Source organism: Cognatundibacterium rugosum (genome assembly GCF_014284365.1).
GTDB lineage: Bacteria > Pseudomonadota > Gammaproteobacteria > Burkholderiales > Burkholderiaceae_D > Undibacterium > Undibacterium rugosum.
In genome coordinates this window covers 202,965-219,891 of sequence record NZ_JACOGG010000003.1, presented here as the reverse complement: position 1 = coordinate 219,891, position 16,927 = coordinate 202,965, and the positions used below count along the sequence as shown (strand labels likewise).

Genomic DNA, 16,927 nt, shown 5'->3' with positions numbered 1-16,927 from the left:
GCGCGCTCAATTGAAAGAGAAGGTGTAATTCACGTCAATAGCGGATTCACTGCCGGTTCGGCCAGTCACAGTAATCCTGCGGGTCAATTGCCAGCTGAGTTTAATGGCACCACTCGCATCCCCCAGGCCACGCTCTACCGACAACACCAAACCCGGCATCAGACGCTTGCCCACACTGACGACCTGATCTGCGCTATTGGTCGTATTGCCGCCTGTAGTCGATCCGGCTATGGTTTGCCCGGGCACATGACTGCTGCCGGAATTGCCAGATGCACCGATAGAAAATTCATCAAATCCAAGGCCTTGTACAATATCGCGTGGCACATTGCGGCTGCCATCACCGCCAAAAATCGCCGATGCGGCCGACATGAGCAAAGACGCGTCGCCTGAGGCCAACTGATCTGAGCCCCGCCCTAATACCAGCCAGGATAATTTTTCGGCATCACTCATGGCGGTATCCGAAAATAACCGGACTTGCGGGCTGACTACAGTACCAATCACCTCCACCCCAACCTGGTTCTGCAAACCCTGGCGCAATGCCAGTATGTTCAGGCCCGGATTGGCCGGAGGCCCCTGGAAATTCAAAATACCGCGCTCTATCGCCAGTTGCTGGCCATAGCCCTCATATAAGCCCTTGACCGTGCTGATCGACCCGGTCGCCTGCAGGGGACTGCCATCATTGGAGCGCATACGCAATTTTCCAGCCAGCCCGGTATCGAGACCGCGCCCGACGAATACAAATTTAGGTCCCATTTCGAAACTGACATCGACCCGTGTTTTTAGTGACTTGCGCGTGGACTCCTGCGCTTTCATCGCAGTTCTATCTGATTTTCGACTCACATTCACGTCGGAAGACAGGCTGGGCGGTGGTAGTTTTGGCAATTTAAAATAGGCACCGTCTGCCATCAACTGCCCCTGCAGCGTCCAGATATTTTGTGCCTCGACAATGCTGGCTTCACCACTGACCAGCAACCAGCGATCTTTTCTCTGCAACATAGGAAATTGCTGCCAGCGTGCCTGTATCGCTCCGGTCTCTTTACCAATATCGATTTCTCCACTGGCTGAAAATTCACCGCGCTTACCCATGACATCCATGCCTTTGAACTGCGCATGTTGCGGCAACATCGTCACCGTATTTGAAAACTGCAATTGATTCAGGCGCAAATGTGTACCATCAATCTGCGCATCGAGTACGCCATTCGGCAACAGTAAGCCCTCAGAAGCAAATGCCAGTTCCAGTCCGGCCCCGGTAATATGCGCATGATAGTCAGGATGAGCCAGAGTGCCGCCCAGTAGCGCATCTGCATTCAGTCTGCCCTTCATCACCAGACCAGGATTGAGCCAGGGGCCCAGCCACTCCAGGTCTGGTACATTGGCTTTAGCCTTGCCGCTGACGGGTGTGTCCAACGGTAAACGCCACTGCCCGTTCACAAAGGCCAGTGCGCTGCTGACATCGGCTTGCCATTGCCCCAGCCGTGTACCATCGGCCTGCAAATGCAAATTCAGCGTTTCACCTGGCATACCTGCTACGGTAGTCTTCATTCCGGCTCCCGCAGCGGCACTAAGGCCAGCACCAAGGCCAGTACTAAGGCCAACACTATTGCCTGTACCTAAAGCAAGCTGGATGTCGCGTATACCCAAGGCTATCGGCACGCCGGTACCGTCAGGATCGTTAAAACGCAGATCGCCCGACTGGCGACGCAACTTGAGCATGGCCCGCGCACTCTGATTCAATTGCACATCCCAGTCAGCCTGCGCGCGCAGATTGCCCGTTATTGCGTCCTGAGGCGCAAACAGATTGATCAGCTCAACCACCCGCATATCCTGCATCTGGCCCTTGGTTTTCAGTGTGCCTGCAACCCACTCCAATTGCTCGACCTGCAGATTCATGAAGGGGCTCTGTAATTGCATGCGTCCGGTTTTGAAACTATCAGCCGATAACTCCAGACTAACCGGATTGAGCAGACGTATTGCAGGCGTTCCCCGCAACTCGGTTTCTGTCAGTTGCCCGCTCCAGCTTAAGGCAGTTGCACCGGTGCCAACAGCAACTGCGGAATCCGGAATTCCTCCGCTCAGCGCAACAACAAACTGACGCTTATCCGGCAAATCCAGCTCCAGTCGCAGTGTGTGTGCTGCGCGCTTCCCATTTAAACGCAATGACAGTTGCTGAATTTTGTCAGCGTCCTGCGCTAATGGCGTGGCAGCACCTGGCAAGTCAGGGAAATCACCTTTGAAACCGCTGGCCCGGATATCTGCGCTCAACACACCAGCGAGCGCATCGCTTGCCTGCAAGTTTGCCTGCAGCGTTTTCAAGGCATAACGCTTATTGTCACGTTTCAGCTCTAACTGTGTGGCTTGCAGCTCCAGCTGTCCGGCTGCATGACTCAGGCCGCCACGTAGTTGTCCGTCGGCCTTCAGACTACCAGACAGTTCAAGCGCAGCCATTTTCCATAGCGGATTCAACGCCTGCAATTCGGGCGCATCAAGACCAATATTGAGCTGATCCGTTTTCTCTCCCCAGGCACCGCTCGCATGCAAACGATTTTTACCCCATTGCAAATCCGCCTGAGGAATTTTCAATTTATCCTTGCCCAGCCACTGCACCTGCATACTTCCGTCCAGTACCTGACCGGCGTAGTGTCCTGCCAGCTTTTCCAGCTTAAGATCGGCAGTCGCAGGCTGTAACTGACCATTCGCTTTCAAATGCGCACTGATCTTTCCGGCTGGACCTGTAATCCAATAACCCGGATCAAAATCGTGGATTTGCACCTCAGTCTGAAACAATTGTTTGCCAGCAAACGATATGTCCGCTTTTACTTCAGCCTGGGACGCTCCAGCCTGCAACGTCAGCGTCGGCAGAGTGAGCAATTGTTTCGCAATATCGTAACTGGCTTGTAGCTGCAACTTTGCGCCCTGATCCTGCAAGCTGGCATCCGCCAGGATTTGCTGGCCCTGATTGGTTTTCGCATGCACTTCACCCCGAATCTGGCCTGCTCTCAGGGATTGATGCAATTTCTGCAGATTGATATTCGACAGCACAAATTTACCATCCGCAAACCAGGGATGGTCCCAGCGCAGCTGTCCTGCGCCGGTGATCTGCCCATCGCCAGCCAGACGTGCCGACATGCGCTGCAACTGCAAGCTGTGACCTGACCAAACCGCCTCTGCCTGCAAAGACTGTAGCGGCAATCCATGCTGATCCAGGCTGGCAACGGCAGTATTTTGCACGGTCATTTGCAATGCAAAACTGTCGTCATTCGCTGAGCCTGCCTGAGACGCAGAACGCTGCGCAGTGCTTGCGGAGATCGGACGTATGTCTGCCAGGATGCGTAAATCCGCCTTAGGTGCAGCCGCGTTCCATGCCGAAGGATCAAGGTGAACCAGGTCTGCATGTGCTCTGGCGATCAGTTGCGGCGCAAACAAAGTAATCAGTGCGCTGCCGCTGCCCTGCAATCGCGCAAATGCAGATGTTGTCTGCACAGGCTTTGCAGCCATCTTCGTCGCAGTATCTGCGCTGCCAGCCTGCCAGGACAAGTCCAGCGCCGACAAATGCCCCTTCACCGTGCTGCTGATTTGTAGTGCAGGCAGTTGGTCCTGGGCCAGCGTACTCACTGCCGCCTGAGCTTCAAGCGCGAACGGTGCTGTTGCGAGCATACTGGCCTTGGCCTTGATCTGACCAAAAGCACTGGTCGCTTGCAGATCCGCCTGATAACGTCCATCTTCATATGAGGCACGTCCACGCAAACCACTGAAGCTCTGCACCGGATGTTGCTTACCCTGTGCATCGAGGTCCGCAAGCGCGAATTTACCGACCGCGATATCCTGCAGGCGCAGGGTCAGCGGCAGCCGCAGCGAAGTTGGTAATACCACAGAACCCGGCGTCGCCAGCGTGGCAACTGCCACACTGGCAGCATGCAAACGCGATAATTCAAAGCGAGATGAGAGCAGCGACCAGCTATTCCAATCTGCCTCCAGCCCTTGTATTTCCAGCTGTAAATCCTGACTCTGCCATTGTAGTTTTTGCAGACTGAATGCCGTTCCCAGGCTGCCATTGATGTCCTGCACCGATAAGCGTCCCTGCGTCAGCGTGTGGGCCAGGCTGAACAAGGCGCGGGTACCGTTCTGTGTCCATACGGCAGCGAAACAGAGTGCGGCTGCCAGCACCAGGCTCAACAGCAGCATTAACAATCCACGCTGCCAATAGCGGCGTGCTGCAGGTTTGCCTTGCTGCGCCGGTTCAGGAGAGAGAGATTCTGTTCGCTGATGTTCAGCCTGTTTTTTGTCGGTCATATCAGAACGCAATCGCGATAGAAAAATCCAGTCTGACTTTTTTCGACTGGCGGCCATACGCCAGATCCAGTGCAATCGGACCTGCAGGCGTGCGGTAGCGTGCACCGACACCTATGGCCTGACGCATGCTCAGATCGCGCCAGGTATCTGCGGCATCGCCGATATCGAGAAAGGTGGCGACGCCCCAGGCGTCTTTCAGCCAATGCACGTATTCCGCACTGGCGACTCCCATCACCCGTCCGCCCGTGATCGCCGTGCCCTGCTGCACACCCAGACTTTGGTATGCATAACCGCGTACTGTGGTACTGCCACCGGTACGAAACAGATATTCTTCAGGAATACCTGCACTGTCCGGCGCCACTACCTGCCCGACTTCCGCTCGCAGTATCACACTGTCGGACTTGTTACCGATTGGTATCCAGCGCTGGTATTTGCCATAACTGCGGATGAAGCGCTGGTCAGACAATAAGGTTTTTTCAGAAACAGCCAGATCCAGCTGGTAAATTTCGCCCTTACGCGGCGCGAATGCATCATCCACATCCCGCCAGGTCCAGCCTGCACTAAGCACCAGTGCCTTGCTGGTTTCGGCTGGCTCGCCTTCGATGGTGTTATGTTCGCGTATCAGGTTCAGCCCCAGCCTTTGCTCGATATGCCCACGCTGACTGGTACGCTTAATCCCGATTGCATTCCTAAGCGTGCGTACCCCAGACACATCCTGGCGGTCAATAATCGCACCAAAAGAATCTGTCACGCGATCATGCGGCGGCAGATAGACATCGGCATACCCGACCTGACGTTTTTGCTCGATACGGATTGCGCTGCGCAAGTCCCAGGCTTTTTCCAGCATATTGCGGTCGCGGTAAGCGATTTCACCACGAAAGCCCGTATTGGAACTATAGCCAGTACCAAAACTCAGATCGCGCCGTTTGCGTTCCACCACACTGACGTCCACCGGCACCGCATCGGCCTTTTCTGGATCGGGTTCAACACCAACGGCGACAGAAGCAAAATACGCAGAGTTCTGCAGCGTACGCTGAAATTCCAGCAAACGCGCGCGTGAGTATGGTTCTCCAGCCCTGGGCGGCTGATAACGCTCTAGCAACCAGGATGGATAACGTTGCAGACCGCTGACGCGCAGCTCACCCAGCCGAAAAGCAGGGCCACTATCTACCTCAAGCCGAATGCTGGCCTGTGCAGCGTCGGCATCGACATCAACCGCGCTCTGTGTAATTTTGGCTGACGCGTAGGTATCTGCTCGCAGATTTTCCAGTAAAGTGCTTTTTGCATCGCTCCAGTCAGTGTCGCGAAACACCTCCCCCAAGGGCAAGCCCCAATCCTGGATCAGACCGGAGCGCCTCTGTTTTGCCTGCTCGTCACCACTGTTCGCACGATCTGCCAGACTACCCATGAAGCGCATACCAACTTGTGTAATATAGGTGCGCTGACCGGCATCGACGCTGACATGGATCAGCTTGTCGCGCTCTTGCCCTGGAAGCTTAGCAGCACCCGACGCCGCAGCCGACTCTGGATTTTCAAATTCTATATGCGGAGAAAAATAGCCTTCGGTCGCCAGTATGCCCTCTATATCCTGACGCAAGCGACGTATCAGCGAGGGAGTGATATTTTGCGACTCAGCCGAGCTGGAAAATTCCTGTATATGCTCACGTAACAAGGCGGCCCACGGGGTAGCGGGCGCTTTCAATTGCAAACGTCCACTCAGACTGCGCGGCGGCGCATCGCTCTCTGTATTGCTGTCCGTGGCTGGCGATTGCATGACCGTCGCAGGCGTTTCCTGCGCCAAGCCAGCCTGCGCCAGCATGCTCAACAGGCAGACTGACAGGAAATGCGAAGCACGGGAATAAGACATCATCACTTACTTGGTCGCCAGACCAACCCGTTTGATACCAATTTTCTTGGCTTCGCTGATGACTTGTACCACTTCGTCATAAATGATGCCCTTATCAGCAGAAACCAGCACCGACAGCTCGGGCTTTTTCTGATGATATTCACGCAGCAGGCTGTACAGTTGCTGCCGGTTTTTTACCTCGTCGCGGCTCTCCTGCTGGTTATTGCCATTCGCACCGTTTTTACTGGTCACGCTAATGGTCGCGGCCGCATCAGGTTTCAGCGTGATTTCTATGTAATCTGTAGGCGGCTGCGTTGATTGCCCCGCCGTGGGCAGATTGATCACACTGGGATTGGTCATCGGTGCCGCCACCATAAAAATAACCAGTAACACCAGCATCACGTCAATGTAGGGAACCACATTGATTTCAGCTTTAAATTTGCGTTTACGTTCGCCACGCAGATAACTCATGCAGACTCAATAATCAGCGGGATTGACGTTGCAGGATATTCGAGAACTCTTCAATAAAAGTTTCAAAACGAATCGCTAACCGGTCTATGTCGTGTGAATAGCGGTTGTAGGCCAGCACAGCAGGAATCGCCGCAAACAAACCGATTGCGGTCGCAATCAAAGCCTCGGCAATACCTGGCGCTACTGCGGCCAGTGTCGCTTGCTGCACATTCGCCAGACCACGGAAAGCATTCATAATCCCCCACACTGTACCGAACAGACCGATGTAAGGAGAGACCGAACCCACCGAGGCAAGGAAAGACAAATGCGATTCCAGCATATCCATTTCGCGCTGGTAGGCTGCGCGCATCGCACGGCGTGCACCATCCAGCATGGCACCGGCATCCAGTGCTGCTTTATTCGCGTTCTTGACCTTTTGGTATTCACTCATACCCGCTTCGAAAATACGTTCCAGCGAACCGGTTTTATCGCGCCCATTACGACGGTTGGCGGCCGCAGTCTGATACAGCTCAACCAGATTGCCACCTGACCAGAAATGACGTTCAAATTCTTCAGTCTGTCCACGCGCCTTTTTAATGGCGAACATTTTGTTGAAGATATAGGTCCAGCTGGTCAGGGATACCCCAAGCAACAACAGCATCACCAACTGTACCAGTATCGAGGCATTACTGATCAGGCTGAAAAACGAAAGGTCTTGAGTAACAGTCATAACGAATCTACTAATCTAAGTGGAGCAAAAATAAGGCAAAATGAAGCAAAAATCTATTTGCGTATAGCGTCGAGTACATAGTCCGGGATCGCGGCTGGACGCACCGATTCAGCGTCGACACAACCGACTTTAATCACACCGCTGGCCAGCAAGCGCTCAGCGCAGCGCGCTTCCTGCACGAAATGCAAAGATGCTCGGCCCAACTTCTGTACCTCGACACTGATTGTGAGTTCATCATCAAGTCGCGCAGGTGCATGATACTCGACTGTGCCTGATTTGACGACAAACATAGTCCCGGTCTGCGCCTTCATCTGCTGTTGCTGCAGACCGCGCGCGCGCAGCCATTCGGTTCTGGCGCGTTCGAAGAACTTAAGATAATTGGCATAAAAAACGATGCCACCGGCATCGGTATCTTCGTAATACACACGTACCGGCCAAAAAAACGGATCCACCATCTTTATTCTTTCATCCTCAACAAAAGAACACCCTTAGACCAGCAGTGTGCGCCGTAGTTCAGTCTGACGCAGCGCAGTTTCAGGTCTGACATTATACAAAAGGGTGTTTACAAAAAATCAGCACACTAAACTGGCTGACGTTTGATGTTGAGCGGACCAAAGCCCTGGCAGGTCGGCATCATTTCTATGTAATTGATATTCACGTGAGCTGGCAGCGTTGCAATCCAATACGCGGTTTCTGCAATATCCACTGCGGTCAGCGGCGTGGTGCCCTCATACACTTTAGCCGCTGCATCATCATTGCCACGGAAACGCACGTTCGAGAATTCAGTACCACCACACAGGCCAGGCGCGATATTGGTGGTGCGCACATTGGTCCCTGCCATGTCGGCACGCAGGTTGCGGGTGAACTGATCCACAAATGCCTTCGTCGCACCATACACATTTCCACCCGGATAGGCGGTGGAGCCGGCAATTGAACCGATATTGATAATCATGCCGCTGTTACGCGCGACCATCTCAGGCAAAATGGCACGGGTCACCGTCACCAGGCCCTTGGTATTGGTGTCTATCATCGTTTCCCACTCATCCTGCAAAGCCAGATGCGCCGGCTCTGTACCTAAGGCGAGACCCGCATTATTGATCAGCACATCGATCGTTTTCCATTCTGCTGGCAACCCGGCCAAAGCCGCCAGTATCGATGCCTTGTCCATCACATCCATAGTCACGGGCAGCAAGGCACTGCCGAGTTCTGCCTGCAAAGCCGCCAGTCGCTCTACCCGGCGTGCCGTGGCGATCACGCGATGCCCCTCATGCACGAACTTGCGCGCCATTTCCTCACCAAAACCCGAACTCGCACCCGTAATCAAAACGATCATTCTCTACTCCCTGTTTGCATTTATTTGCGCTGATTTGTGACTTATTTGCGTTTTTCTGACTCACACTACGTCTGTAGCGCACAATAAGCTTGCGATAAAAATTGAGGTTCCAGCGACAACAACGCGATCACCAGACCATATTGTGTTCTATTTTAAGTGCTTTTTAAGAAATGCACGCTGTTACAGCGCATTTCCAGCGCAACAGAACAGATCAGGAACAATCAAAGCGCGCCACGTTCGACGAACACGGGTACTACGATGGTATTGCTGTGCAGCTGACCACCCGGCCAGCGCAGAAAGCTGCACAGTACACCGCCAGCGTTGCAAGCGCGAGGCAAACTGCAGCCTGGATGCAAACAGTTATCTGGTTTTGACTTGCCCATTCAGCATGCATCACGTAAAATTCGCGCACCATTTCGTCTCACGCAACTGGCGAAAAAGCAGCGATTCTCTATGTAAATCACTGCGAAAGATGGGCATCCATCGGGGAGCGTGAGATCCAGAGTTGAACACTGCAGCACTGAGCTGTCACGTGATCTTCTCAGCCGTACGCCTGGGCAGCCTGATGGTAAGCAAGAATGCGGCTGCCATGTCACACTACGTCATTGCCACCTCATTCTTAGTTCATTCATCTTTTAGTTTATATACTTAACAGGAAGTCAGGAACGCCATGTTTGCTAAAAATCATACCCTCGCCAATATCGATCCGGAATTGTTCGCAACCATCCAACTGGAAAACCTGCGTCAGGAAGAACATATTGAACTGATCGCATCTGAAAACTACACATCACCAGCGGTGATGGAAGCTCAGGGCTCGCAACTGACCAACAAATACGCCGAAGGTTATCCGGGCAAACGCTACTACGGTGGCTGCGAACACGTAGACGTAGTCGAACAACTCGCAATCGACAGGCTGAAACAATTATTCGGTGCCAACTTCGCCAACGTTCAGCCTAACTCCGGCTCACAAGCCAATCAGGGCGTATTCTTCGCATTGCTGAACCCAGGCGATACCATCATGGGTATGAGCCTGGCAGAAGGCGGCCATCTGACCCACGGCATGCCGCTGAATATGTCTGGCAAATGGTTCAATGTCGTCTCTTATGGTCTGGATGCGAATGAAGACATCGACTACGATGCCATGGAAAAACTGGCCCGTGAAACCAAACCTAAGCTGATCATCGCTGGCGCCTCTGCTTTTGCTTTGCGTATCGATTTCGAACGTTTCAGCAAAATCGCAAAAGAAATCGGCGCGTATTTCATGGTCGATATGGCGCACTATGCAGGCCTGATCGCCGCTGGCGTATACCCTAACCCAGTACCGTTCGCGGATGTCGTGACATCGACAACCCATAAGAGCCTGCGCGGTCCACGTGGCGGTATCATCCTGAGCAATGACGAAGCCATCGCCAAGAAAATCAATTCTGCGATTTTTCCTGGTCTGCAAGGCGGCCCGCTGATGCACGTGATCGCAGGTAAAGCAGTCGCGTTCAAAGAAGCGCTGTCGCCAGAATTCAAGGCGTATCAGGAACAAGTCGTGAAAAATGCGGCAGCATTAGCTACAGCCCTGACCGAACGCGGTCTGCGCATCGTATCTGGCCGCACAGAATCGCATGTCATGCTGGTTGATCTGCGTCCTAAGGGCCTGACAGGTAAAGAGGCAGAAGCCATCCTCGGTTCCGCGCATATCACTTGCAATAAAAATGGCATCCCTAACGATCCGCAAAAACCTATGGTGACTTCCGGTATCCGTCTGGGTAGCCCGGCGATGACGACACGCGGCTTCAAAGAAGCAGAAGCCGCCAAAGTCGGTCATCTAATTGCAGACGTACTGGATAATCCTAACGATGCAGCCACCATAGAACGCGTCAAAGCAGAAGTGAAAAAGCTGACTCAGGCCTTCCCTGTGTACGCTGCTTAATTCTGCGACCGGATAAAAATCCGGCGACAAGTCGTAATTAGTCGCAAATGTGACATAAAACAACGCCACTCACTGAGTGGCGTTGTCTTTTCTGGCAATTTCCAGTACAAGCATGTCTTGGCATCAACAAATGCCTGTTTTTCAGCAGTGTTTTAGGTTTTTTTTTTAGTTTTTTAGCGTTTTTGCAGCCCCGTTTTGCAAGCCGTTTTTTTAGCCCCGATACGAACAGAACAGAATCACATGAAATGCCCTTATTGCCATCACGACGATACCCAGGTCATCGACACCCGCGTTTCTGAAGAGGGCAATGTCATGCGCCGCCGCCGCCGCTGCGCGCACTGTGATAAACGCTTCACCACCTATGAACGCATAGAACTCAGCATGCCTGTCATCGTCAAAAAGAATGGCAGCCGCACTGAATATGAATCCCATAAACTACGCAGCAGCTTTATGCTGGCCCTGCGCAAACGTCCGGTATCGGCCGAAGCGATTGATGGCGCAATACAGCGCATAGAAGAAAAACTACTGTCCAGCGGCGAACGCGAAGTGCTGTCCGGCTATTTGGGCGAACTGGTCATGCGCGAACTCAAGAAACTGGACAAAATTGCCTATATCCGCTTTGCCTCGGTGTATAAAAGTTTTGAAGACATTTCTGAATTTGCCGAAGCGATACAGGAAATCTCTACCGATAAACAACGCGCGGAGAAGGCGCTTTAATTTAAGCAAGCTAAGCATACTGGCGCACTGAGCGCCTTGCGCCAATCTGCATTGCCCCCACCAACACCTCGTTGACCCGGCGTGAAGTCAGGTTGGGCTGACTGACGCCAGCCTGAGCTGCCACGCTCATCGCCCTGCGCAACAGAACTGAGCCAACAGCACCACATCCGGCAGCGTACGCGGCATTCCCGCCCACATAGTCAAGCCCAGGTTCCCCTTCATCCAATCTCACCATCACAGGCGCAGCGCATCTTGCGCTGCGATATAAGTTTCTTATCAGCCATTTTATTTAATTAATGCGATTGATAATGATTCTCATTTGCGATAATATGAACTCATATTCTTAAATAAGGCATGGATATGAACGCTCTGACACCGCACCGCTACTTTTCCACCGCAGAACATGAACAGGCTGCCGCCTGGCAGGATTACGCCGATAGCGAACGCCGTGGCTTGCTGAAAACGCTGCAAGCCTTATTCCGCGAAGAGTTACTGAGCAAACAATTCCTGATTCAGGATGCCAGCAACAGCTGGCTCCCCCTATGGCAACAGCAACGCATAATGCGCTTTGATGGCCTGCATTTCGGTCGCAGTGGTGCATGCAGCTTAGCCGGCGCCATCACCTACTACCATGCCGGTCATGCGCCAAAACGCATCACCAGTGGCAGTGAATTGCTGAGCTGTCTCGCCAGCAGCCTGCATACAGCAATTCAGGCGGATGATTTGCAGCGCCTCAACACAGAACTGGCCAACAGCGTACAAAACGATGCGTTGTGCCACAGTTTCCGCAGACTCTGGGCCGATCAGCTGCGCGCTGATTTCTACGCATTGGCACCCCACTTCATCGCGGCACTCAGACAGTCAGGGCATCCACATCCGGTGCTGCTACTGGAACAATGGGGCACCATCGGTCATCCATGGCATCCTGCGTTCAAAAGCAAAATCGGACTCAGCTCCAGCGAAGTGATGGAGCTGTCACCGGAATTCCATCCCGAACTCGCGATTTCGGTGCTCGCAGTACGCAAAGAATGCATGCGCGTCACCAGCGGCAATCAGGCACTGGATTACCTGGACTGGTTTGCCACGCACTACCCTGACACAGCAAGCGCCTGGCGGGCAGCGTTAGACCGACGGCATATGCAGGTTGACGCCTGGGTACCGGTACCGATGCATCCGTATCAGCTCAAGCGGGTATTGCCGCAGCGTTTCGCCGCCGAACTGGCGGCAGGCCAGATTGTGATTCTGGATGAAGTCATGCTCAGTTGCTCACCCAGCATGTCTTTCCGCACGGTGGAAGCACTTGCTTATCCCCAGGCGCCTCATCTGAAACTGCCAGTCGGGCTGCAAATGACCAGCGCCCAAAGAACGGTGTCACCAAAATCAGCGGTCATGGGGCCGCGTATCAGTCAGCTAATTCAAGGTATCCTGCAACACGAAGCGGGCTTCCAGCATAAACTCGATATCCTGCCTGAATTGCCTGGCCTGCACTGGATTGATGCCGATGACGATCGTGCGCGCCATCTGGCGGTCCTGTTTCGCGCCAACCCGCTCAGCAAGCGCGATGCAGACTTATTTCCCATACCGGTAGGCAGCTTGTTTGCCAACTCCCCTTTCCATGACAAAGCCCTTGCAACTGAGTTGATCGCCCTGGCTTATGGCGACCACGCGGAAGGCGCGCTATCCTTTTTCGAGCAGTATTGTCAGGTTGTATTGGGTGCCAGCCTGTCAGCCTATTTGCTGTATGGCATCGCCTTTGAAGCTCATCAGCAAAACAGCCTGATACAAGTCGATCAGGATTACCGCCCGGCGCAGCTATTGGTCAGGGACTTTGGGGATTTACGCATTTATGCGCCTTTACTGCAGTCACGCGGACTGCAACTGGAAGCATATCGTAATGGCCACGTGATGTTTGACGATATTCTGCAAGTCAGGGATAAACTGCTGCATGCAACCTTCCTGTGTCAGTTATCCGAACTGGCCGTGTTGCTGGCGACCAGCTACCACATCCCTGAAGCTGCACTGTGGAATATTCTTCGCCACCAGACCGAGGCCGCTTTTGATCACTTGCGCAGTCGTTGTGACGTAGCACATTGGTCCAGTGAACGTGAAGCCATCCTGCATGCGCCATGGCCCGCCAAATCCTTGCTCAAAATGCGCCTGTCAGACAGCGCAGATGACGTACATGGCACGATGCCAAATCCACTCTGCACAGGACGCTGACCGATGTTGCTTATTCACAGGCAAGCGGCTCCTGCGCATGCCCTGAAACTGCTGTGGCTGATTCAATGCGTCGCAATGGGTGCAATGGAAATGAGTGGCCCATTCTGGGCCTTGCATCTGCAAACCGGTGGCCGGCTCAGTGCCAGCGAACTCAGCTGGTATAGCGCAATAGCCTATGCAGGCCCGATGCTGACCGCAATGCTGTGCATACCATGGTGGGGCAAGGCCGGTGACCGTATCGGCCACCACTGGATGCTGTTACGTGCACTGGCAGCACTGGCACTGACCCAGTTGTGGCTGGCGTATTGTACCCAGCCGCTGTGGATCATACTGATACGCTTACTGCAGGGTGCGATCGCCGGATTCATCGCAGCAGCGCAAGCCTATGGCAGCCAGTTGAGCCACCGTGAACAACGTGGTCAGTTAATGGCCAGCTTACAAACTGCAACTGCATTAGGCTCCGTACTGGGGCCTATGGCTGGTGGCTGGCTATATCAAAGCCAGGGCTTCGCCGCCGTCAATCTGCTGGCTGCGGGCTTATGCACAGGCTGTCTGCTGCTGGCTGCACTATATCTGCCGCGCAGCAAGGTCGTGCCAGCTAACGCGCGTACCAGCATGCCAAGCAGCCCCGGATCAGCACAGCAGACTGCCTGGTGGCGTCAGGGCATGTTGCCAGGCTTCCTGATCGGCATACTGCTGGTCCAGTCAGCCAAGATGCTGCCGCAAGCTTACTTCAGTCTTTACGTAACCCAGGTCATGCAGGCGAATACGGGCTTTGCCGGGCTCAGCTATGGCCTGAGCGCCGCCGGTCTGTGTCTGTGCGCGCCGCTCTGGGCCAGCTATTTCCGACACCAGCAAGACAGCAGCATCCTGCGCTGGATGATCGCACTCTGCATCGCCAGCGCCGTGCTGATGGCGGTACAAAGCCTGTATCTGTCCGCCAACGTGTTTCTGATCTGCCGTTTTCTATGGGGCTGCGTACTGGGTGCCTTGCTGCCTGTGTTTTACAGCCTGCTGTCCCTCCACACGCCAGCCAACAGCCAAGGTCAGGCACTCGCATACGGTAACAGCGCAGCCAAAGCCGGCGCCTTGCTAGGTACGGCGGCCGGTGCACTCTTGATGGCAATACTGCCTTTGCAGCACTTGTTCTGGGCGGTGGCAGTCGCCTACTTCATCACAGCCTTGCTGCTCACACTGATACCCCACACTTATCCTTCACCCGGTTCTGCCCCGGCTTAATTTTATTTTTCACTTTCTACTTAAACTCGTTTACACCATGAAGATTTTTCACCCGCATCCTCTGAGCCTGCTCATCGCCAGCTTATTCTGTACCCAGTCTGCATATGCCGATCAACAACTGGAAGACATCCGCGTCAACAGCCAACGTGATAACACGCAAAGCTATGAAGTGACGCAATCCAAAACAGCGACTAAAATTCCAGCCGCTTTACGCGATATCCCGCAAACCATCAATATCGTCAACCTGCCTCTGTTGCGTGAACAAAATGCGACTTCGCTGCAGGATGCTTTGCAAAATGTTCCGGGGCTCAGTTTTTCTGTGGGTGATGGTCAGCGCGATCAGGTCAGTCTGCGCGGTTTCAGCGCGATTACAGATCAGTTCGTCGATGGAGTGCGCGATGATGCGATGTACTTCCGCGACCTGTCGAATATAGAGCGCGTCGAGGTGCTTAAAGGCCCGGCCTCCGTGCTATACGGGCGCGGCTCTGCCGGTGGCCTGATTAACCGCGTCACAAAAAAACCCTTGCAACAGCAATTCAGAGAAATCGCCTTCAATCTGAGTTCAGGCGGACAGCGCCGTGCAGAGCTGGATCTGAATGCGAATACTGACTCCGGCGTGGCTGCATTCCGCCTGACCGGTGCATTCGAAGATACGACTAATTTCCGTAATCAGTATTTTTTGGAACGGCAGGCACTCGCTCCTTCTGCTCAGTTCCAGCTGACACCCGACACGCGGGTACTGGTGCAGGCCGACTATCTGCATGACAAACGACTGGCCGATCAGGGCTTGCCCGGTTACCGCGGACGTCCGGTCGCCGTCGATATCGCGACCTATTATGGCGCCCAAAATGGCAAGCAGCGCGCTTACATACAATCGGATGTCAAAAGCGCGGCTATCACGCTGGATCACAGTTTCAGCCCGGAACTCAAGCTGCATAGCGTGTTGCGCACTTATGATTTCGCACTGAACCGTAACTACACCACCAACACCAATATCAAGGATGGTGCAGTTCCGACTGTGACCATTTCCCAGTCCCAGCGTTTCCGTGATGAAGATGGCAGCTACTGGCAAAATGAACTGAGTCAGAAACTCACGACCGGCAATCTGCGCCATCAAATCCTGTATGGGCTGGAGCTTGGCTATCAGACGAAAGGTGAATATCTGCGTACCCGCAATAACGTAGGAACCTATAACTTGTTTAATCCTGTCCTGGCGACACTCGGCCCGCTACCTGACAATACACCAGTCAGTACCAATACCCAAACCCGTCTGCGTATCGCCGGTCTGTACCTGCAAGACCTGATCAGCATAGACCAAAATTGGAAACTGCTGACCGGTGTACGTTATGACCGCTTGCAGCAAGAGCGTGATGATCTGACGCCGAAAAATCAGGATTTACAACGGACCGACAACACACTGTCCCCGCGTATAGGCTTGGTCTACCAGCCATCAGAAACGCTGGCCCTGTATGCGTCCTGGAACCGTTCTTTCCAGCCTATTGCCGATACCTTTACCTTCAGGACGAACAGCGACCAACTCAAACCGACACAAACCGTGAACAAAGAAATCGGTGCGAAATATGACTTCAATGCCAGCGCCAGCCTGACTCTGAGTGCATTCGATATGTCGCAAACCAATATTCAAGTAGCCGACCCGGCCAATCCGAATTTTTCACTCCCGGTAGGACGCCAAAGTACTCAGGGCCTGGAGCTCAGCTTCAGCGGCGCGCTGAACCGCGACTGGCAAGTGATGACAGCCTATGCCTGGATGAAAGGCCGCATCGATCAGTCAACAGAACTGACTTCTGCCAAAACGCCATTCCAGGGTAATACCGCCTCACTGACGCCAACCCATACGTTTAATCTGTGGCTGAAGCATCAGCTGAATCAGCACTACTACCTCGCGATTGGTGGCCGCGCGGAATCCGCGCGTTTTGCCGCGCCGGATAATTTACTGACCTTGCCAGGTTATGGCGTGTTGCAACTCGGGGCCGGTTATCAATCCGCAACAATGGATGTTTATCTAACCCTGAAAAATGTGCTGAATCGTCAGTACTTTGTTGCGGCGCATAGCGGTGCAAATGACTACAACATGCCTGGCGAACCGCGTACACTGACCGCCAGCGTGCGCTACCGTTTCTGAGTGCAGACGCAGCCATTTCATCGCTATGCTTAAACGTT

11 protein-coding genes and 1 riboswitch are annotated in these 16,927 nt (G+C 53.7%); of the genes, 5 read left to right on the top strand and 6 right to left on the bottom strand.

Annotation, left to right across the window (positions count from 1 at the left end; all coding sequences use genetic code 11):
• Nucleotides 1-6 precede the first annotated feature (6 nt).
• From H8K47_RS04200 to H8K47_RS04175, 6 genes are all read right to left on the bottom strand, one after another.
• Nucleotides 7-4,290 carry a translocation/assembly module TamB domain-containing protein gene (locus H8K47_RS04200; RefSeq protein WP_186880163.1) on the bottom strand — a complete coding sequence of 1,428 codons (4,284 nt, stop codon included), beginning with the start codon at nt 4,288-4,290 and terminating at the stop codon, nt 7-9.
• A 1-nt stretch (nt 4,291) separates the two neighbouring features.
• A complete protein-coding gene (locus H8K47_RS04195; protein WP_186880162.1) occupies nt 4,292-6,160 on the bottom strand; it encodes an autotransporter assembly complex protein TamA in 1,869 nt (622 codons plus the stop codon).
• Nucleotides 6,161-6,163: 3 nt separating this feature from the next.
• Entirely contained in the window at nt 6,164-6,607 is a 444-nt protein-coding gene (locus H8K47_RS04190; RefSeq protein WP_186880161.1) for an ExbD/TolR family protein, read from the bottom strand.
• A 13-nt stretch (nt 6,608-6,620) separates the two neighbouring features.
• Nucleotides 6,621-7,316 carry a protein TolQ gene (gene tolQ / locus H8K47_RS04185; RefSeq protein WP_186880160.1) on the bottom strand — a complete coding sequence of 232 codons (696 nt, stop codon included), beginning with the start codon at nt 7,314-7,316 and terminating at the stop codon, nt 6,621-6,623.
• Between the two features lie 53 nt (nt 7,317-7,369).
• Nucleotides 7,370-7,771, bottom strand: coding sequence for a tol-pal system-associated acyl-CoA thioesterase (gene ybgC / locus H8K47_RS04180; protein WP_186880159.1), 402 nt, complete (start codon nt 7,769-7,771; stop codon nt 7,370-7,372).
• Nucleotides 7,772-7,896: 125 nt separating this feature from the next.
• Entirely contained in the window at nt 7,897-8,649 is a 753-nt protein-coding gene (locus tag H8K47_RS04175; protein WP_186880158.1) for an SDR family NAD(P)-dependent oxidoreductase, read from the bottom strand.
• 415 nt (nt 8,650-9,064) lie between these two features.
• Nucleotides 9,065-9,215, top strand: a riboswitch (ZMP/ZTP riboswitch).
• Nucleotides 9,216-9,319: 104 nt separating this feature from the next.
• Between H8K47_RS04175 and glyA the strand changes: the two genes are divergently transcribed.
• The 5 genes from glyA (at nt 9,320) to H8K47_RS04150 (ending at nt 16,889) form a co-directional block, all read left to right on the top strand.
• Nucleotides 9,320-10,570 (top strand): serine hydroxymethyltransferase, encoded by a 1,251-nt coding sequence (glyA, locus tag H8K47_RS04170; protein WP_186880157.1) that lies wholly within the window; start codon nt 9,320-9,322, stop codon nt 10,568-10,570.
• A 240-nt stretch (nt 10,571-10,810) separates the two neighbouring features.
• Entirely contained in the window at nt 10,811-11,287 is a 477-nt protein-coding gene (gene nrdR / locus H8K47_RS04165) for a transcriptional regulator NrdR (protein WP_186880156.1), read from the top strand.
• Between the two features lie 360 nt (nt 11,288-11,647).
• Entirely contained in the window at nt 11,648-13,507 is a 1,860-nt protein-coding gene (locus H8K47_RS04160) for an IucA/IucC family protein (RefSeq protein ID WP_186880155.1), read from the top strand.
• Between the two features lie 3 nt (nt 13,508-13,510).
• The gene (locus H8K47_RS04155) at nt 13,511-14,746 is read left to right on the top strand and encodes an MFS transporter (protein WP_186880154.1); all 1,236 of its coding nucleotides are present in this window, start codon (nt 13,511-13,513) and stop codon (nt 14,744-14,746) included.
• A 37-nt stretch (nt 14,747-14,783) separates the two neighbouring features.
• The gene (locus tag H8K47_RS04150; RefSeq protein ID WP_186880153.1) at nt 14,784-16,889 is read left to right on the top strand and encodes a TonB-dependent receptor; all 2,106 of its coding nucleotides are present in this window, start codon (nt 14,784-14,786) and stop codon (nt 16,887-16,889) included.
• The last annotated feature ends 38 nt before the right edge of the window (nt 16,890-16,927 follow it).